Source organism: Candidatus Omnitrophota bacterium (assembly GCA_028717245.1).
Classification (GTDB): Bacteria; Omnitrophota; Gorgyraeia; order Gygaellales; family Profunditerraquicolaceae; genus JAGUYA01.
Genome location: JAQUOD010000006.1, coordinates 22,713 through 42,383, shown reverse-complemented (window position 1 = coordinate 42,383; position 19,671 = coordinate 22,713). Strand labels below are relative to the sequence as shown.

Below are 19,671 nucleotides of genomic sequence, written 5' to 3'. Positions count from 1 at the left end.
TTGTAAAATGAATAAATTATTTATCTTCTAAAACGTGGATTTTTAAAGTATTATTCTTTATCCGGAACGCAGTTTTACGGGGTTGCTGAGGATAACCTTTCTCCCTATAAGCTGTTTTCAATAAATCGATGATTGCCTGTATATCGCTCTTAGAGAGCCAGTGGTTTTCATAAGCCAGGGTCATCTTTTTTATTTCCTCCGGAGCCAGTAAATCCGCGCCTTCAACAATAATTTTTTTGATGAGGAATTTTTTTTCCTGCCCTATCCGGTTTCTTAATGCCTCTTCGTCCTGGATAATCTCCTGCGACCTTTCTATCTGGCCGGGGTTAACTTGGGCAAAACAAACGCCCTTAAGCACTGTTATGAAATAAAGGAAGATTATAGACAAAAGAAGGATTTTTTTTAATTCTGCCATTTAAAGAGTTTTCTGATAAAAAGAATGTAGCCTATGGCAACGGCGTTTAGCGAGGCGAGTAAGACTACTGCTGCGGCAATATCTTTGACCAGCTTGATTAAGGTGTGGTATTTGACCTTGACCATATCCATGGTCATCTCAATGGCGGTATTGAATATCTCCGCCACAAATACTAATGTAATGGTGATGCACAGCGCCACCAGCTCAATAGCGCTCAACTTAAAAAAATATAAGCCCAGGATAAAAGCAAAAATACCCAGTGTGAAAATGATGCGCATGTTGCGATGGTATAAGAAAAGATAGGCAATACCGTTTATGGCAAGTTTGAAGCTCTCCGCAAAACCGCGGAACCGAAAGATATGCCTGAGGATTTTTCTGGGCGTCATAATCTTGATTTCGCACCAGGTGCAAACCCAATCTCGCACCTGGTGCGAAACTGAGATTGTACCTGTCCCTTTTCTACTTTTTCCTGTATGCCTCTAAAAAAGAATCACAATAGATGTGTTTATTCAAAATCAATTCCGCGGTAATAGCCGCGTCCATCAGGTCTTTATCATTCGGGTCAAGTATGGCTGCGTCTAGGCCGGAAGCTATAGCCATAGTCAGGAAGGTGCGGTTGACTAAGCTGCGCACGCAAGTGCCCTGGGAGACATTGCTTAAACCGACAATACTCTTAGGCGCGGGTTCGGAAATAATCTTGAATTCACGGATGACCTCTAAGATATCTGCCATCTGCGCCTGGGCCACATTTACCGGAAGCACTATAGGGTCAAGGTAAAGGTCTGCGACGGGAAATTCCTGCTCGCTACAGCTGGCAACAATAGCAGCTGCTAATTCCAGGCGCTGGTCCTTATTCTGCGGGATGCCTTTGGCGCTAATGGTCAAGCCGATCAGTTTGGTATGGTATTTTTTTGCCAGGGGCACTAATATATCCAACTTCTCGGGGTCAGCAGTAGTGGAATTGATAATCGCCTTATTTTTAATAATTTCCAGGCCTGATTCAATAACCTGCGGCTTGCTGGAATCTAAAACCAGGGGTTTGTCGGTTACCTCCTGAATGGTTTGCACCAGCCACTGGATATCATCTATGGGTTTACGCGATGCCGGGCCGCAATTGACATCCAGAGCGTCTGCCCCTGCCTGAATCTGCTCCAGCGCGCACTTCTGGATTGTGGCCTTATCCTTTTCTTGAATGGCCTTACCTATATTCTGATACATCCCGTTGATTAATTCGCCAATAATAAACATTACCCTCGCTCCTTCTGTCGCTCGGGAGTTATTTGAGTTTGTTGAGTTGCTTGAGTTTGTTGAGTTTTTTGAGTTAAACCATAGATAACTCAATGAACTCTACGAACTCAATAAACTCAATGAACTAATTATAAATTAACCATCAGTCTCTTAATATAACCATCTACTTTCTCTATCGCCTTGGGATGGCGCATCACAAGGATATCCGCTCCTGCTTGAATCAAAGCAGTAGCAGTAATGGCTTCCCAAACTATACCGCGTTCAGCTTCCGGGCCCCATGCCGGAAATTCAACCGCTGTTGCTTTTGCTTCCTTTGCCCGCCAGGCCTCCTGCCCGATTAAACAGATAAAAGGCGAGGCCACGGTTTTGTCGCCGGCTAAAGCAGCGAGGCGCGCGCGCTCCATAATGGAATAAGCATATTCCAGGCCATAACCCAAAGCGCCGATGGTCGGATTAATCACAATGCGCTCTAAAGGCAAGCCCATATCGGAAATTAAAATATTCAATTGTTTGGCGATATTTATATCAATGGGCGATTCGGCAATGATATTATGCCCGTCGGCTAAAACCGCGGCAGTCAGGGTCTTATAATTATCCTGTACAGCGCTTCCGATAAGGCAGCGTTCTCCTTTGGCTGCCTGAGAACAGGCAGGTAAAATCAGATTATCTTTCGTGTCGTCTCCACAGCCTAAAATAATCAAGGGCACATCTACTTTCTTTAAGAGCTGGCTGATAAATTTTGCCTCTGCATCAGGCGATTTATTCGCGAAATCCGGGTGCGCCCCTTGCAATTTCACGCATAAGAGCTCGGCTTTATATTCTTTTACGCACATCTGTGCCCAGGCAAAGGGATCGCCGAAAACATCTCCGTAAGATTTATTTAATTCCTGCGGCCAATCATTGGGCGCCACATCCCAGATTTCAAAAGCCACTACCGGCTTATGGGGCAGAGCGCCTTCGGCAAATAAAAAAGGCAGGGTTGCCTGTCCGCCGACTTGGATGGTTTTAGAGCGCGTCCCGCCCTCTTGGCGAGTTGCGCCGATATTAACTACTGAAACCGCGCCTGACCATTTCTCTAACATTAACTCCATATTTTTTCTCCCAATTTACGCAATGCACTTAAACTCGGCGCATCATTTTTAAGCGCCATTAAAGAAGCGCCGTTTAAACTGATTTTTTCAACCTGCGGATCTTCGGGCATATTACCGATATAATCCAGGCCCGTCTTCTTTATCTTTTCCGCTTCTATTTTTTTATCGCAATGATTGATAACCAGAAGGCTCTTTTTAGCTTTTATCTCTAACTCCTCAATCAAATCGCTTATTCTCTTTGCCGCCTTCAGGCCCACGGCTGTATCGTCGGAAACCACAATTAAAGTATCGCAGGCGCGGGTAGTGCGCCGCGATAAATGTTCAAAACCTGCCTCATTATCAATGACAATGTAATCATAATCCGCGATGAGTTTGCCCACGATGTTCCTTAGAATATTATTTACGTAACAATAACACCCCGGGCCTTCGGGCCTGCCCATGGACAAAACATCAAAACCTTCTCCCTCGGCAACCGAAGTCTGCACGCGGTATTCGATGAATCTATCTTTAGACATTCCGGCGGGGATTTTATCCAGATGACGAGAAACATCATCGATTATTGAGCCGATGGTTTCTTTGGTTTCTATGCCTAACGCCTCAGCCAGATTATTATTCGGGTCAGCATCCACGGCTAATATGGAACCGGCCTTATTTTCTTTAAGTAACCTTACGGTAAGCGCGGCAATAGTAGTCTTTCCTGTGCCGCCCTTGCCTGCGATTGCAATCGTATAGCTCATATTTTCACAGTTGGGAACTTATTCAAATCCGTATGCGGAAAAAAAAGCGCTGCTATATATTCGTCCATATAACCCGGCTCAACGGATAATTCAAAATAAGTAATCTTTTTGGCTATTTCATCGGCTTTCTTCATTGCCTCATAAGATAAAAGTATCTGACGGGCGCCGGCCAAGGAACTATTGCCCACAAAAATAAACCTCGAGCGCTCTAAATCCGGCAGTAAACCTATGGTGACAGCATTATCCACGTCAATATAGGTACCGAACCCTCCGGCAATAAAAATCTTCTTTATTCGGGAAAAATCCAGGTCCATATGCCTGACTAAGGCCGCTACGGCAGAATAAATCGCTGCCTTTGCCCGCTTAAGGTTTTCAATGTCTGTTTCGGTAATGACAATATCAGCGCCTGTGTCGGTTTCTCTTTTAAAGGCAATGATGAATTCGCTGCCTTCCTGCCCTTCGCGGATACGTTCATGCTTTATCTTCTTTATCTTGCCGTTTTTATCCAGGAGGCCTGCGCGTAACATCTGGGCGAGGATATCAATGTATCCTGAGCCGCAGATACCGCGCGGCTTTGTCTCTGCAATACAATTATAGGTAACTGTAAAATCCTTGGGTGTAACCTTTACTTTTTGGATTGCGCCGCGGCTGGAACGCATACCGCAGCTTACCCCTGAACCCTCAAAAGCAGGCCCGGCAGAGGCAGAGGCAGAAATCAGGAAATCGCGGCTGCCTAAAACTATCTCTCCGTTTGTGCCGACATCAATTAATAAGCTTAAATCCTCCGTGCTATCCAGGCCACAGGACAAGACTCCGGCGGTAACGTCTCCGCCGGCGTAACTGGCCACACCCGGCACACAAGACAGGAGCCCGCGCGGATTTATTTTAATGCCTGCCTCGGCAGCGCGGATAGTCGGGACAAAATTAGCCGTGGAGACATACGGCTCCCTCCTGATATAGGTAGGGTCAACGCGTAAAAGCAGGTGTATCATCGTTGTATTACCGGCGCAGAGTATGCAATTTACATCGTTTAAATCTATATTATGCTCCTGAGTGAGCTCATGAATCATCTGGTTCATTTCATCCACCACGGCATGATGCAATTTCTCCAGGCCATCCTCTTCCTGCGCGTAAATAATGCGGGTGATGATATCGCTGCCGAAACTTGCCTGCTTATTATAGCTGGCTTTTGTGCCCAGGACTTTCTTAGTGTTTAAATCCACTAACTGGCCTGAGATAGTGGTTGTGCCGATATCAAAAGAGAACCCGAAATTTTTACTTGAGGTATCACCCGGCTCAATCAGGACAATCTCGGCGGTGCCGTTTCTGTCGCCTAAGGTCACCGTAACTTTCCAATCCGCAGAGCGCAATAATTCTCCCAGCCGCCTGATATTACTTAAGCCGGTTTGCATTACCGGTATCTTTTGAATACGGTTTATCTGGCGATAAAGCCTCTCTAAATCGCTGATTTTATCTTCCAGATCCGGCGGCGGTAATTCCAAATATAATTTTGTGGCTAAGGGCGAATGCGTAAAGATTTCTTCACCCAGCACAGAAGCTACGGATTCTATCTCTTCGGATTCTGAATAAAGCCCCTTTAACCTTAAGCTGATTTCTTCGGGGCTTAATTTATCCAAATCCATCCTTGACTCTGCGGGGATCTCTACTCCCAGATCGCTCTGTATAGTAGTAAGGCAGGCCAGATAAACCCCCTGCCTTTTCTCTTCATGGCTTATCCTGCCGCTGGGCTGGGTAATGACCTGGCCTTGTTTTAAAATGACCTTGCACCTGCCGCATACGCCATCGCCCCCGCAGCTGGAATTAAGATAGGCCCCGGCAGAAATAGCCGCAGAAAGGATAGTCGTATCCTTGGCCACCTCTACGCTCTTATTTTCCGGATAAAATGTAACCTTGAATTTTTCCATCTCCCCTGTCAGGGACGGTTCTTAACTACGGTTAAAAGTGTCCCTCTTGGGGACAGTTCTGTGCTCGTTTGAGAACCGTCCCTAAAGATTTTTTAAGAATGATGGTATGCCGGCGGCTTCTTTCGGCCCCACTACTACCTGCCAGCCGGATTTCTCTTCCAGATCTCCGCTCATTACTGCCACGTAACCGGGGATAACCAGCCTGTTGTGCGCTACCGCGTCTTTCACGGAAAACTTATTTAACGTGTCCGCGACTTTTTCCGGCGTAAATTTCTCCGCTGCCCAGGCAGTCAATACTGACATACCTTCAGTATCCACGCTTAAGATATAAGAAGGCACCTTGCTTGCCTCCACTTCGCCCAGCACCGTATAATAGGTAAGCGAGAAATTAGTAGTTACCAATACCGGTGATTTTTTATCAGCCGCGCCCACAGGATAAAGTTTAGGCTCAATCTGGAGGGGCTTCTGGGGGTCAGTATAAATATTTTGCCTTAAGGTTAAAAGCGATAAAATCTGCCAGGCCTCTATCCCCCGCATCAAGACAATACCGGCATATTTAGAAATATAGGTAGCTGCCTCTATCGCCTCTTCATAGGGGTCCTTAGAATCTATAATTGCCAAAACAGGATAACCTAAACTGCGGTTTGATTTTTTTAATGCCTGCCTTCTGATCTGGGTAAAATCCCAAATTTTATCTTTAGCCGGTTTTGCGCCGACATCCAGAATAAGTCCGCTTACTCCCTGGCTGCTCAATTCCTTAGTCAAGTTTGATAGCGTTTCTAAATCCCCGTCCGAAACCACAAGAGCCGCCTGATACTCTTTGGCTAATTTTGAAAACTCCGTAAGGTTATCTTTGGTCGCAGAACAGATTAACGGCCTTCTCTGTTTAGAAATTTCCAATGCCTCTTTCAGCGCCTCGGCGTCATTACTCATCAGCGTAAGCGCAAGCGGCGTATTATTTAAAACTATCTGTATTGCGGCAGCAAATTTATTTTTATCGCCCGCCTGCTTTACGGCGATAAGGTTGACATTCAACTCTTGGCCGATGCGTTCAAACTTCAGCTGATTAATTCTATGCAGTTTCTCCTTGATTTCTTTCTCCGATAGATTATCTTCAATAATAAAACCTATGCCGGTAGGGCGATGGAATTTTTCTTCGTGCCGAAAGAGCACGGTCTCGTTACCCGTCTCCAGCTTGTTTTCGCCTTCGCCGATACTCACCAGTTTTATAGGCGGCTGGCTTGAGGCCTCTAACGCCCTTTTGGACTCATCGCTTAAGTAAGGGCATTTATCGATGCTGACTGCCTTTTTGGCCAGCTGCATGGCAAAGGCCAGGCAGGTGACAAATCCGCACTCGCGGCAATTTGTTTTAGGCAACAATTTATAGATGTCTAATCCGGAAAGCGCCATTGTTTTAGTCTCCAGTTGTTTCGCACCAGGTGCGAAATCTCTCTTGTACCGTCTGCGGATTCAATCTTGTACCTGGTACAATCTTAAAAATAGGACAGGTACAATCTTAAATTCACACCAGGTGCCCGATTGGGTTTGCACCAGGTGCTAAGTAATTCTCCAGCTATAAGCTTTAAGTTATAAGCTTTAAGTTAAAAAGTTTAGAATAGCCTATTTTATATAATTCTTTTGCTAATAATTCTGAATCTTTATGAGTCTTTGCTTCATTTAATTTCTTAATAAGCTGATTATTAAATGTTAGTGTAATTTTTTTTTGATTTATCTGATTTTGGAATTCAATCTTCATTTTAGAGCCATTTAATTTATTTATATTTCCCTTACCATAGGTTGCTCCTGTGGACAACTGTAAGCCATCTATAAGGCAAGATTTTGGCTTCTCATGCGCTTGCCAAATTCTAACATTCAAACCAAAATACTTTTTACATCTCAATTTTTTTAATGCTAATTCCCCTGCTAAAATTCCCAATACTAAATATGGACCCAGGTGCCCGTGAAACTTTACTGCCTCTTTTAATGTTACCCTATTTTTGTCCATAGCTTACAGCTTACGGCTTACAGCTTATTTATTAATCAGGCCGGCGAAATACCCGGCTCCGAAACCATTGTCAATGTTGACCACTGATACGCCCGCAGAGCAACTATTCAACATAGTTAATAATGCCGACAGCCCGCCGAAATTCGCGCCATAGCCGCAGCTGGTGGGCACGGCAATTACCGGAGAGCTTACCAGGCCGCTGACTAAACTTGCCAATGCCCCCTCCATACCCGCGACTACGATAATCACCTTTGCCTTTCTTAAAACGCCCATATTGCCCATAATGCGGTGTACGCCGGCTACACCCACGTCATAGAGCTTGACCACGCGGTTACCCATTGCCTCTAAAGTAACCACTGCCTCTTCAGCCACGGGTATATCCGAGGTGCCCGCGGAGACTACCGCCACTAAACCTTTTTTAGGCGCCTTCTGCTTCTTTAACAGATAACCTATTTTGGCCAAGGCATTATATTTTAACCCCGGGAGCGATTTCTTAAGATAACTAAAAATCCCCTTCTCTAACCTGGTCAAGAGCAGGTCCTGTTTGCCTTTGATTAATTCCCGGGCAATCTTTTTAAGCTGCTCTTTTGTCTTACCCGGGCAATAGATTACTTCCGAATAGCCCCTGCGCGTTTTCCTCTCCATATCCAGATGCGCAAACCTAAGGCTACAAGCTTCATTTTTATAACGCATATATTGGGGGCCTACCACCGGAATATAATAATGAGAATCAACAGTATAACCAGAATAGATAATATATAGAAATCATAAAAATACAATAAATCGCCCAACCTATCTCTAAACGGATATTTATGCGGGGTATTAATTTTATCGGGGAACTGCCTTTTCAGGGATTTCTTAAACTCATCTATATGCTCGCGCTTAAACCTTAAATATACGCCGCCGACCTTATAAGCAATGAGCTTGCCGTTTTCTACCAGGTCCATAACCTCTCTTTCGGAAACGCCTAAAATCAGAGAGGCATCCCTTATGGTTAAAAGTTTTATTTCTGCCATGAATTAGTTATTGGTCGTTGGTTATTAGTCGTTAGTTATTTGCCGACTTTGCCTGCGGCTACCCAGGAATCAATGGTCTTTCTTTCAAACCTCCACTTATCCCCTTCTTTCAACCCCGGTATCTTGCCGGAATTGGCCCATTCCATGACTGAATTTAAATCCACTTCCAGGTAATGCGCTAATTCGTCGGCGCTCATAAAATCACGGAGCATGGAACACCTGCCTTCCAGTATCGCGCCTTCGGCCACATTCAGTTTTGCCGGATATATCTCTCCCTCGACAACCGCTGAAGGCAAAAGCGTCAGCCGCTCCTTGGCCACTATTTTTCCTCTGACCTTGCCGTCAATAATAATATTATCGCCCATAATATCCGCAGCCACCACGGCAGTAGCGGCGATAGTGAGGTTGCCTCTTGTTTCCAAAATCCCTTCGAATTTACCGTTGATGCGAAGGTTTACGGGGTCTTTAAAAACCAGGTTGCCCTGCATAGCTACATCCACATCCAGGACCTTTTCTTCTAATTTCTTTTTAAAAGCCATGGTTTGCCACCCCCTTTCTCCCTATTGTACATGTTCTTCTTTACCAAACATCATATCTTCTATATGCCTTAAAAAGAAAAGCGTCATCAATGCCAGCAGGGTAGTGACAACAGCTGCGCTGTATAAACCGCAGCCCGTGCTCAAACCAATACCCGCAACTACCCAAAGGCTGGCTGCCGTAGTCAGTCCCTTCACCCCGGCCCTGTCCCTGATAATAGTCCCGGCACCCAGAAAACCTATACCGGTGATTACTCCTGCGGCAATACGCGCCGGATCAACCGGGGCCTCATTTTTATATATAGCAAAAATGTATATTGATGTCAACATGATAAGGCAGGAACCCAGGCTCACCAGGATGTGCGTGCGTAACCCTGCGTTGCGGCGGTGCATCTGGCGTTCCAACCCGATAAAACCGCCCAATATGACCGATAAAACTAAACGTATAACCACCTGCATGTTACTTACCATCCTCCTACCTCCCTGCCTGCTTAGTAGACAGGCTTTAATGCGACAGGTTCAACTCTAAACCTGCCCTGTGCCCTTTCTTGAACAACTGGTATCCTAAGCCAGCGACCATTGCGGCATTATCCAGACAAAATTCTTTAGGAGGAAAATAAATCTCCAGGTTCCCTTTCTCTGCCTCCCGATAAAAACTCTGCCTTAACCTGTTATTTGCCGCTACGCCGCCGCCGATTACAAGCCGGTTTATCTTTTTTAACTTACAGGCTAAAAAAGATTTTCTAATTAACGCATCGATTACTGCTTCCTGAAAGGATGCGGCTATATCTTCTGTTTGCCTATTCTGTAACCGGCGAACCGGCCAACCGGCCAACCGGCGAACATAATACAACACTGCCGTCTTTATGCCGCTAAAACTAAAATCCAGGGGTTTTTCGGTATTAGAGCAGCTGAATTTTATTTTCTGCGGATTGCCTGACCTGGCTATGCGTTCAATCACCGGCCCTCCGGGATAACCCAGGCTTAAAATCTTGGCCACCTTATCAAATGCCTCGCCGCAGGCATCATCAGAGGTAGCGCCTAAAGTTTTTATTTTATCGAAATCCTGCACGTAGAATAAACTCGTATGCCCTCCGGAAATAACTAAAGCTACAAAAGGCAATTTCGGCCCCGAATGATTTAAAAAACTGGCATAGATGTGGGCATAGAGGTGGTTAATTCCTAATAAAGGTATGCCGGAACTTAAATTAACGGCTTTAGCAAAAGATAAACCTACCAGCAGAGAACCTGTAAGGCCCGGCCCGGATGTTACGCTCAATAGATTTATTTTCCTTAATCCCAACCCTGCTTTTTTCAGGGCAGAATCCGTAACCTCGCTAATAGTTTCCAATTGTTGACGGAAAGCTACCTCCGGGATAATCCCCCCGTATTTCTTGTGTTCATTAAGGCTTGAGCTCACTACGTTAGAAAGGACCTCCTCACCGTCTTTTACTATGGAGGCAGCGGTCTCATCGCAGGAAGTTTCTATGCCTAAAACATACATTATTTTATTAACTCCGAAAGGAAAACGAACTTATACCCTTGTTTTTCTAATTCCGGCATTACTTCCTTTAAAACCTCCAGTGTAACCTGCCGGTCATGCCCGATACCTATGGCCTCACCGTAAGCCTTTGCCCTTGCCTTTAATTTATAAATCTGCTGTTTTATGTATCCGGGTTCTTCCTTATTATCTAAAAACACATCTCTCCTGGCAAAACCAATGCGCATCTTACGGGCCAAAGGAAAGCAGACGGTCTTAGGGGATACAAAACTATCCAGAAAAAAAAGGTTTCTTTTCTTTAATTCTTCAAAGACGATAGTCATTGTCCTTGAATCCTCGGTAGCCTTAGAACCCATGTGGTTAGAAACGCCCTTAGCATAATATATATCGTCTAAATCCCGGTTGATGATTCCCCTTATAGCCGGCCCATCCATAGTGGTCAGGATAGTATCTTTTTCCAGCCTTATTTTTTCGCGCGGCTCCATCGGCAGATGCAGGATTACTTCTATGCCGCGCTTATTCAGCATTGCGGCAATGGTCCGGGAATAAGCTAAATCCGGCAGTATAGACATAGTCAGGGGATACTTTATCTGGTCTAAAATATAGAGGTTATTTAAATTATACCCCCAGTCGTCGATGACGATGGCTATCTTTCCCTCAACCCTAAGGGGCTTCTTGGCTATTTTTCTGGGCCGGCCGAGCCATAGATAAATAACCAACGCGGTTTCTATTATTACTACGGCCGCTAAAATTAAAACTGCTATTTTATACCCTTGCCATTTTTTCATAACATTGAAACATTACAACATTAAAACATTCAAACATTATTTAACCCCTTTATATATCTTGATTGCCTTTAAAATATCCACTGCCCGCATCAACTGGTTATCGGATTTATAATCTAAGGGTTTATTTTCCTTGTTTACATTTGCCTTTTCGTCCTTATCTAATTTTTCAAATATGTCCTGTGCCTTCTGCGTAATCTCTATCTTGCCTTCTTCCACGACTACATCCGGGATCACGCCTTTTCCGTGGATCTCCTTACCCAAAGGCGTAAAATATTTGCTCGTGGTCAAACGGATGGCCGAACCGTCGCTTAAAGGGATAACCGTCTGCACCGAACCCTTGCCGAATGACTTTACGCCTACGACGATGGCGCGTTTATAATCCTGCAGGCACCCGGCGACTATCTCGCTGCCGGAAGCCGAGCCCTCATTGATTAAAACCACCATGGGCAGGTTAACCAGAGGCTGCCCCGCAGAAGAAATAAATTCTAAATTCTGGGAGCTAAGCCTGCCCTTGGTATAAACCACCATCTTCCCTTTTTCTATAAATCTTTCCGCTACCCTTACTGCCACATCCAATAATCCTCCGGGGTTATTGCGTAAATCCAGGATGATGGCGCTCATTCCTGCCCTGGATAAATTCTGTAATGCTGCGTTGATATCCTGGGGCGTGTTCTCCCTGAATTCAATCAGGCGGATATAACCGATACCGTCTTCTAATATCCGCGCTTCTTTGACGTCCTTAACCTTGATGATATCACGCACAATCTTGAATTCTAAAAGCTTGTTTTCGGATTCCCTTAAGACCGTGATATTTACTGCCTCACCCGGCCTACCCCGCATTTTTTTTACGGCATCAGTAAGGCTCATATCCCGCGTTAATTCATTATTTATTTTTACGATCCGGTCATTGGCTTTGATGCCTGCCTTCCAGGCCGGGGTATCTTCTATGGGTGTAACCACAGTCAAAAGGCTGTCCTTAATGGTAATCTCAATCCCCAGTCCGCCGAATTTTCCTTCTGTATCAACTTTGAGTTCATTGTAGGTATCGGGATCCATAAACTGGCTGTGCGGGTCTAAAGATGAAAGCATGCCTTTGAGCGCACCGTAAATCAAATCTTTGGGTTTTGTCTCATCTACATAATCCGTCTCTATAATGGCTAAGGTGTCTGAGAAAAGTTGTACCTCGCGGAAGAGTTCATTCTTTTTATTTTTATCTATGGCTGAAATCGCCAATGAAGTAGAAACAGAAACTACTAATACTATGGCGAAAACGAAAATAAGTTTTTTACGCATGATCAAGCCTCCCCTTTAATATCTCCTGGACCACCTGCGGGTTTGCCCTGCTCTTGGTCTTACGCATGACCTGGCCGACCAAAAACATCAGGGCATTACTTTTACCCTGTTTATAATCATTCACGGATTTGGCATTTTCCTTAATCGCCTCTTCTACCGCGTCATTCAAGCCGGCGGAGTCGGAAATCTGCACCAGGTTCTTTTCCTGGATTATGGCTGCCGGCGATTTCTTCGTTTCAACCATTTCTGTCAAAACCGATTTTGCCGTGAGGTTTGAAATCTGACCGTTCTCTAAAAAATTAACCAATTCCGTTAAATATTCCGGGCTCACCTTTAAATCTACCAGGGCGCAATTGCGGGTGTTCGCCTCTCTAAGTAAAGGCCCAATCAGCCAGTTGGCTATGGGTTTCTTATCTTTACCTGGATACTTTTTAAAGCACTCTTCGGCATAATCCGCGCCCTGCCGGGAGGCGACTAAAATCCCGGCGTCATATTCCGATAACCCGTAATCTTTTATAAAACGCAGCAGTTTTTCCTGCGGTAACTCGGGTATTGACTCTCTTAGTTCTTCGATTTTCTCCTGCGTAATCACAAAGGTGGTGAGGTCCGGCTCAGGAAAATAACGGTAATCCTGCGCCTCTTCTTTTGCGCGCATAGAAGATGTCTTTAATTCCTTAGCATCCCAGAGCCGCGTCTCCTGGATAATGGCCCTGCCTTTATTTAATAATCCTATCTGGCGCTCTATCTCAAAACCCAGGGCTTCTTTTACGCCTTTAAAGGAATTCATATTCTTTACTTCTGTTTTTACGCCCAGCTCCTTGGCGCCTTTTTTTCTTATAGAGACATTGGCATCACAGCGTAAGGACCCTTTCTCCATATCGCAATCAGAAACCCCCAGATACTCAATGATACTTTTTAGTTTGGTCAGGTATGCATAGGCCTCATCAGGAGAATTTATATCCGGCTCAGTGACTATTTCTAAAAGGGGCATGCCGGAACGGTTAAAATCTACGAGGCTCTCCTCTTGCTGGTGGATAAGCTTCCCCGCATCCTCTTCTAAATGCGCTCGGCGGATCTTGATATGTTTAGTTTTGCCTTCCAAATCTATATCCAGGAACCCGTCTTTGGCAATAGGCAAATCGTATTGAGAAATCTGATAATTCTTAGGCAAATCCGGATAAAAATAATTCTTCCGGTCAAACTTTGTATATTCCTGCACCCGGCAGTTCAAGGCCAGGGCGACTTTGATAGCGTAATCAAAAGCTACTTTATTTAAGACAGGAAGAGACCCCGGAAACCCTAAGCACACCGGACAAGTCTGGGAATTCGGCTCCTGGCCGAATTCGGTAGAACAACCGCAGAATGCCTTAGTCTGCGTTTTTAAATGCACATGAACTTCTAAACCAATTATTGTTTCATACATGTCTTGTTGTTTTAATGTTAGAATGTTTTAATGTTAGAATGTTATCTATAACATTTAAACTTTTTAACTTTCGAACATTTAAACAAAATTAAATTTTAGGTTTCATTCTATGCCAGGGCGTATTCTGCTCATAGGCATAAGCTACCCTAAAGAGCATTTCTTCGTTAAAAGGCTTAGCTAGAATCTGCAAGCCCACCGGTAATCCCTTTTTAGTAAATCCACAAGGGACAGATATCGCGGGGATACCTGCCAGGTTTGCGGAAATAGTATAGATATCCGAAAGATACATTTTTAAAGGGTCCTCTATCTTTTCCCCGATTTTAAATGCCGGCGTAGGAGAAGTAGGCGTAACAATACAATCAAAATCCTGAAACACCGCATCAAAATCCTGCTTTATCAGGGTCCGCACCTTCAATGCCCCGAGATAATAAGCGTCGTAATAACCGTGGGATAAAACAAAGGTCCCTAAAATAACCCTTCTCTTCGCCTCTTCGCCAAAACCTTCGCCGCGTGTCTTCTTATACATATTGATCAATTGGTCGTTGGTCGTTGGTCGTTGGTCGTTGGTCCTAAAACCATACTGCACGCCGTCAAACCTGGCCAAGTTAGAGCTGGCTTCTGCGGTAGCAATAATATAATAAACCGGCACGGCGTAATCAGCGTTCGGCAGAGAAACCGGTTTATAACTGGCGCCTAAATCTTTCAATTTATCTATGGCTTCTTCTACTATTACCCTGACTTCTTTATCCATACCCTCGATAAAATACTCTTTAGGTATGCCTACCTTAATGCCTTTAATATCATTAACCAATGCCCTGGCATAATCCGGCGTTTCAATATTTACGGAAGTAGAATCGTTCGGATCATAGCCCGAAATAATATTCATCGCCAGGGCGCAGTCCCGCACATCTTTAGCGAGGGGCCCGATCTGGTCTAAACTCGAGGCAAAGGCAATTAAACCATAACGGGAGACCCTTCCGTACGTAGGCTTAAGCCCGACTACGCCGCAAAATGCCGCAGGCTGGCGGATGGAACCGCCGGTATCCGAGCCTAAGGCAAAAATAGCTTCATCTGCAGCTACGCTGGCAGCAGAACCTCCGGAAGAGCCGCCGGGGACACACTCTAAATTCCAGGGATTATGCGTGGGCCCAAAACAGGAGTTCTCCGTAGATGAGCCGAAGGCAAACTCATCCATATTGGTCTTAAGGCTAAAAATTGAAGCGCCTGCTTCTTTTAATTTACGGATTACCGTAGCGTCATAAGGCGGCTTAAAACCTTCCAGAATTTTAGAGCAGCATTCGGTATGATAACCTTCGGTGCAGATGTTGTCTTTTATCGAAACGGGAATACCTTTTAAAGGAAGCTGTAAGCTGTAAGCTGTAAGCTGTAAGTTTAAGGAATTAGAATCCGAAAGTCTCACATAGGCTTTAACTTTAGAATCTACTTCTTTCGTCCTTTTTCTTAAAGAATCAAGTATCTCCTGGGGCGTAATTTCTTTCTTATTTTGCTTCTCGATTAATTCATGCGCAGATAACGTATTAATTTCCATTTTTTTACCGCTTATAGCTTAAAACTTAAAGCTTGAATTATTCAATTACCTTCGGCACACCGAAGAAATTGCCCTCTTTTCGGGGAGCATTTTCAAGGGCCTTGCCGCTGGATAAAGATTTACGCGCGGCATCCTCCCTAAAGACATTCTTAAGGGGTAAGATGTGGCTGGTCGGTTGGACCTCTTTTACATCCGCTTCCTTAAGTTTATCGATAAACTTAAGGATATCCCGAAGCTGATGGGATAGTTTTTCTAACTCCTTTGGTTTTAGGTCGATACGCGCCAAATGCGCCACATATTTTACCGTATCTTTAGTTATTCCCATGATTAATTCTCCTCAATTAGCTTTTAATCATAACACTCTTTATCCCAAAAGTCAAACACAATCCCCCCGTACTCATCTTGTGTAAATTCCCATGAGGCAGCGGGTCCTGCCGCGGGGGCGCCTCTCGTCAAATTTTCCTCGAGGCATCCCCCGCGTCACCCGCTGAACATCATAAATAAAATTACTCTCCCTTTTCGATTCGATATTGTCGATACTATGGTCTAGTGGTGGCAAGGCTGTTTTCGAACAGCATGTAGTTTATGCGAGCGGCCAGGGTTCACCGGCTAATACGAAGTCAGTGAGAGCGAGCAAAAACTTCAAGCGAGAAATTCCTCGGTGGGGAATTTCGAGCGGTGCTGTGAGAAAATAGCCTTGACAGGACCCACTACCTTGGAAAAGAAAATAAAATTCTGTGGACAAATGCAGGAAAATATGTAGAATATCTTAGATAATATAAAAGGAGTATCTATGGCTAGCTGTTTCCGGAACAAACAACCGAAGTATTACCTCAACCCCAAAGGCAAGGAATTCGTTATTGAGAATTATAACTTTGCCAAACCCTTTGCCAACTTCTTCCCCGGCATTGCCGGTAAATACGGCATACCCATGTGGGTCTTCTATGTCAACCGCGGGCAAGGGATAGCCAGTTTCGGCACTAAGGACAAGGACCATGCGATATTAGAATTCTTCCCGGCGAATAAGGCCTGGCAGTTAGTGCCTCTGCAGGGATTCCGTACCTTCATAAAAATATACACGGGTAAAAAATTTACACTCTACGAACCCTTCCATAACGGTTTTACTAATTCAGGTTTCTCCCTCACTAACCGCATGCGCATCACCTCTTCTGGCTTAACCCTGGAGGAAGAAAACTTATCTCTGGGCCTTAAGGTCACAGTAGAATATTTCACCATCCCTCAAGATTCTTATGCCGCCCTAAGCAGAACAGTCACTGTCAAAAACACAAAATCAAAACTTAAGGATATCCAGCTTATAGACGGCCTGCCGCAAATCATTCCTTACGGCGTAAGTAATCTATTTTTGAAGAAACTAAGCCGCACTATTGAAGCCTGGATGAATATAGAAAACCTGGATAAGGGCGTGCCCTTCTATAAACTTGACATTGACCCTGCTGACAGGCCGGAAGTAATCCATATAGAAGAAGGCAATTTTTATCTGGCGTTTCATTATGAAGGAAACAGGCCAAAAATCATCAAACCCATAGTTGATCCGCAATCCGTATTCGGGCCGGTCACCGACTTCTCCTGTCCCCGCGAATTTCTCACCCGTAAGAATTTCACTCTCCCGCGCAATAACCTCACTAAAAATAAAACCCCCTGCGCCATGAGCCTCTTGAATTTCAAGCTCGGAAAAAACAGCGAAAAAAAGTTTTACTCCCTCATCGGTTATATGCGTAGCAGAGAGATATTGAATTCCTCGGTCCCGCGGATCATCAAACCGGAGTACCTCTTGGCTAAAAAAGAAGAAAACAGAAAGATTATCGAGGATTTAGAATCTGAGATTACTACCCTAAGCAGCTGTGATGAATTCAACCTTTATGCCCGGCAGACCTATCTGGATAATATCATGCGCGGCGGCTATCCCGTCATCTTTGAGTCCGGCGCCTCGGAATCCGTATTCTATCTCTATGGCCGTAAACACGGCGACTTAGAAAGGGATTACAATAAATTCCACATCCAGGCGGCATATTTTTCCCAAGGTAACGGCAATTACCGCGATATAAACCAAAACCGCAGGTGCGATACCTGGTTTAACCCCGAGATTAAAGATGAGAATGTAATTAACTTCTTTAACCTTATCCAGGCCGACGGCTTCAATCCGCTGGTAGTCAAAGGGATAAGCTTTACGCTTAAGGACAGGGAAAAACTCAAAACAGTATTAAACGCTTTTATGGCAACCGAAGATATCCCTGGCCTTATTTCCTTTTTAAGCAAACCTTTCACTCCGGGAGATGTTATCCTTTTTATTAAAGAAAACAAAATTAAACTTCTGCCGAAGGCAGATCCGCCTCTGGCGAAGGCAGACCAGCCTGTGGCTGATGCGGCGGAAAAGCCATCGTACGATGAATTCCTGAACGTGCTGCTTTCGCATTCCCTGAAGAACCAGGAGGCTGAGCACGGCGAAGGTTTCTGGACAGACCACTGGACTTATAACCTGGACCTCTTGGAAAATTATCTGGCTGTTTATCCGGAAAAATTAAAAGAAATAATCTTTGAGAAAAAGGCCTTTACCTTTTACGATAACACCGAAACGGTTAAGCCGCGACAGGAAAAGTACCTGCTTAAAGACGGCAAAATAAGGCAATTGCATTCGGTTTCACCCTGTAATGCCAAAAGAGAGATGATTAAAAAACGCCCATTGCAGCAACATCTGGTGAGGACACAATACGGCCAAGGTTCAATCTATCAAACGACTCTCATCAATAAACTTTTTTGCCTATTGGTTAATAAACTGGCATCTCTTGACCCTTTTGGCTGCGGCATCGAGATGGAAGCGAATAAACCTAACTGGTTTGACGCGCTCAATGGCCTGCCCGGATTATTCGGCTCTTCATTAAATGAGACCCTGGAATTAAAAAGGCTGGTCATCCTGATAAAAGAGGCGATAGAAAAATGCGCCATAGAAAAAATCTACGTCACCGAAGAAATATACGCCTTTTTGATTAACCTGGGGAAATTAATTCAGGAAAATACCAGCGTTGATTCTGACGAAAAAAATTACAAATACTGGGATAAGAGTTATGCCTTGAAAGAAGATTACCGCCAGAAAACGCGCATGGGTTTCAGCGGAGGCGAAGTAGAAGCTGCCGTTGAACAGCTGATTACTATCTTAAATAATGCATTAAAAAAAATAGGCTCGGGAATCGAAAAGGCATATGATAAGAAAAAGAATATTTATTACGCTTATTTCATAAACGAGCCTAAGGAATGGATACCGCAGGGCGCATCCTTTGCGAAGCCGACAAGATTTGCGCAGATAAAACTGCCCTTCTTCCTGGAAGCGCAGGTGCATGCCTTAAAATTAACCGATAACGTAAACAAAGCGCGGGTATTGTATAGGGCCATCAAGAAGAGCAGCCTTTACGATAAAAAACTGAAGATGTATAAGTCCACAGTTTCTTTAAAAAGCATGCCCGAGGAGATCGGCAGGTGCCGCGTATTTACTCCGGGGTGGCTGGAGCATGAGTCAATATGGCTGCATATGGAATATAAATATATGCTGGAGATTTTAAAGAGCGGGCTCTATGAAGAATTTTATGCGGATTTTAAGAACGTGCTTATCCCCTTCCAGAGGCCCGAAAGGTATGGCCGCAGCATCCTGGAGAATTCCTCGTTTTTGGTCAGCAGCGCCTTCCCGGATAAAAACCTGCATGGGAACGGTTTTGTCGCACGGCTCTCCGGTTCTACGGCAGAATTTTTACAGCTCTGGCTGGTGATGAACACGGGTCTAGAACCCTTTATCCTGAATGACAAGGGCGAACTCAATCTACAGTTTAAGCCAATATTGGCGTGTTGGCTCTTTAACGCAAAAAATAAGAGTTATGCTTTTAATTTCTTAAGTAAGGTCAGGGTTATCTATCATAACCCTAAAAGAAAAAATACCTTCGGTAAAGATGCGGCGCAAATACAAAGGATTATCTTTAACGATAAAGATGGCAATTCCGTTGAAATTCCCCAAGGTACTATTCCCTCACCCTATGCCCAACAAGTAAGGGCCGGACAAATAAAACAAATCGATATATACCTTCAATGAGCACATAACTTACGAACACGATAGTGTGAGTAAGTTATTGTGCGAATT

The 19,671-nt window shown here is 44.5% G+C and carries 19 protein-coding genes; 1 reads left to right on the top strand and 18 read right to left on the bottom strand.

Features of this window, described 5'->3' with window-relative positions:
- Window positions 1-16: 16 nt before the first annotated feature.
- The 18 genes from PHV44_04780 to gatC all read right to left on the bottom strand — a co-directional run bounded on the left by PHV44_04780 (window position 17) and on the right by gatC (window position 15,852).
- Entirely contained in the window at window positions 17-415 is a 399-nt protein-coding gene (locus tag PHV44_04780) for a POTRA domain-containing protein (protein MDD5592593.1), read from the bottom strand.
- Window positions 403-801 carry a diacylglycerol kinase family protein gene (locus PHV44_04775; GenBank protein MDD5592592.1) on the bottom strand — a complete coding sequence of 133 codons (399 nt, stop codon included), beginning with the start codon at window positions 799-801 and terminating at the stop codon, window positions 403-405. The genes PHV44_04780 and PHV44_04775 overlap by 13 nt, the downstream gene beginning before the upstream one ends.
- A 73-nt stretch (window positions 802-874) precedes the next feature.
- The gene (locus PHV44_04770) at window positions 875-1,663 is read right to left on the bottom strand and encodes a dihydropteroate synthase (GenBank protein ID MDD5592591.1); all 789 of its coding nucleotides are present in this window, start codon (window positions 1,661-1,663) and stop codon (window positions 875-877) included.
- A 128-nt stretch (window positions 1,664-1,791) separates the two neighbouring features.
- Window positions 1,792-2,754, bottom strand: coding sequence for an acetyl-CoA decarbonylase/synthase complex subunit delta (locus PHV44_04765; GenBank protein MDD5592590.1), 963 nt, complete (start codon window positions 2,752-2,754; stop codon window positions 1,792-1,794).
- Window positions 2,745-3,491 (bottom strand): AAA family ATPase, encoded by a 747-nt coding sequence (locus tag PHV44_04760; GenBank protein MDD5592589.1) that lies wholly within the window; start codon window positions 3,489-3,491, stop codon window positions 2,745-2,747. The genes PHV44_04765 and PHV44_04760 overlap by 10 nt, the downstream gene beginning before the upstream one ends.
- Entirely contained in the window at window positions 3,488-5,416 is a 1,929-nt protein-coding gene (locus PHV44_04755) for an ASKHA domain-containing protein (protein MDD5592588.1), read from the bottom strand. The genes PHV44_04760 and PHV44_04755 overlap by 4 nt, the downstream gene beginning before the upstream one ends.
- Window positions 5,417-5,497: 81 nt before the next feature.
- A complete protein-coding gene (gene acsC / locus PHV44_04750; protein ID MDD5592587.1) occupies window positions 5,498-6,826 on the bottom strand; it encodes an acetyl-CoA decarbonylase/synthase complex subunit gamma in 1,329 nt (442 codons plus the stop codon).
- 172 nt (window positions 6,827-6,998) lie between these two features.
- Window positions 6,999-7,421 carry a formylmethanofuran dehydrogenase subunit E family protein gene (locus PHV44_04745; protein MDD5592586.1) on the bottom strand — a complete coding sequence of 141 codons (423 nt, stop codon included), beginning with the start codon at window positions 7,419-7,421 and terminating at the stop codon, window positions 6,999-7,001.
- Between the two features lie 24 nt (window positions 7,422-7,445).
- Window positions 7,446-8,114 carry a nickel pincer cofactor biosynthesis protein LarB gene (gene larB / locus PHV44_04740; protein ID MDD5592585.1) on the bottom strand — a complete coding sequence of 223 codons (669 nt, stop codon included), beginning with the start codon at window positions 8,112-8,114 and terminating at the stop codon, window positions 7,446-7,448.
- 11 nt (window positions 8,115-8,125) lie between these two features.
- Window positions 8,126-8,437, bottom strand: a complete 312-nt coding sequence (locus tag PHV44_04735) for a helix-turn-helix domain-containing protein (protein ID MDD5592584.1) — start codon at window positions 8,435-8,437, stop codon at window positions 8,126-8,128.
- Between the two features lie 35 nt (window positions 8,438-8,472).
- Window positions 8,473-8,976: a polymer-forming cytoskeletal protein gene (locus tag PHV44_04730; GenBank protein MDD5592583.1), complete on the bottom strand. Its 504-nt coding sequence runs from the start codon at window positions 8,974-8,976 to the stop codon at window positions 8,473-8,475.
- Window positions 8,977-8,997: 21 nt separating this feature from the next.
- Window positions 8,998-9,444, bottom strand: a complete 447-nt coding sequence (locus PHV44_04725) for an MgtC/SapB family protein (GenBank protein ID MDD5592582.1) — start codon at window positions 9,442-9,444, stop codon at window positions 8,998-9,000.
- Between the two features lie 34 nt (window positions 9,445-9,478).
- Window positions 9,479-10,477, bottom strand: a complete 999-nt coding sequence (gene tsaD / locus PHV44_04720) for a tRNA (adenosine(37)-N6)-threonylcarbamoyltransferase complex transferase subunit TsaD (GenBank protein MDD5592581.1) — start codon at window positions 10,475-10,477, stop codon at window positions 9,479-9,481.
- On the bottom strand, window positions 10,477-11,262 hold the full coding sequence (locus tag PHV44_04715) for a divergent polysaccharide deacetylase family protein (GenBank protein MDD5592580.1): 786 nt from the start codon (window positions 11,260-11,262) through the stop codon (window positions 10,477-10,479). The genes tsaD and PHV44_04715 overlap by 1 nt, the downstream gene beginning before the upstream one ends.
- Window positions 11,263-11,298: 36 nt before the next feature.
- Window positions 11,299-12,555: a S41 family peptidase gene (locus PHV44_04710; GenBank protein ID MDD5592579.1), complete on the bottom strand. Its 1,257-nt coding sequence runs from the start codon at window positions 12,553-12,555 to the stop codon at window positions 11,299-11,301.
- The gene (gatB, locus tag PHV44_04705; GenBank protein ID MDD5592578.1) at window positions 12,548-13,978 is read right to left on the bottom strand and encodes an Asp-tRNA(Asn)/Glu-tRNA(Gln) amidotransferase subunit GatB; all 1,431 of its coding nucleotides are present in this window, start codon (window positions 13,976-13,978) and stop codon (window positions 12,548-12,550) included. The genes PHV44_04710 and gatB overlap by 8 nt, the downstream gene beginning before the upstream one ends.
- 88 nt (window positions 13,979-14,066) lie before the next feature.
- Entirely contained in the window at window positions 14,067-15,527 is a 1,461-nt protein-coding gene (gatA, locus tag PHV44_04700) for an Asp-tRNA(Asn)/Glu-tRNA(Gln) amidotransferase subunit GatA (GenBank protein MDD5592577.1), read from the bottom strand.
- A gap of 37 nt (window positions 15,528-15,564) precedes the next feature.
- Entirely contained in the window at window positions 15,565-15,852 is a 288-nt protein-coding gene (gene gatC, locus PHV44_04695) for an Asp-tRNA(Asn)/Glu-tRNA(Gln) amidotransferase subunit GatC (protein ID MDD5592576.1), read from the bottom strand.
- Between the two features lie 468 nt (window positions 15,853-16,320).
- Between gatC and PHV44_04690 the strand changes: the two genes are divergently transcribed.
- Window positions 16,321-19,623, top strand: coding sequence for a cellobiose phosphorylase (locus PHV44_04690; GenBank protein MDD5592575.1), 3,303 nt, complete (start codon window positions 16,321-16,323; stop codon window positions 19,621-19,623).
- Window positions 19,624-19,671: the final 48 nt, after the last annotated feature.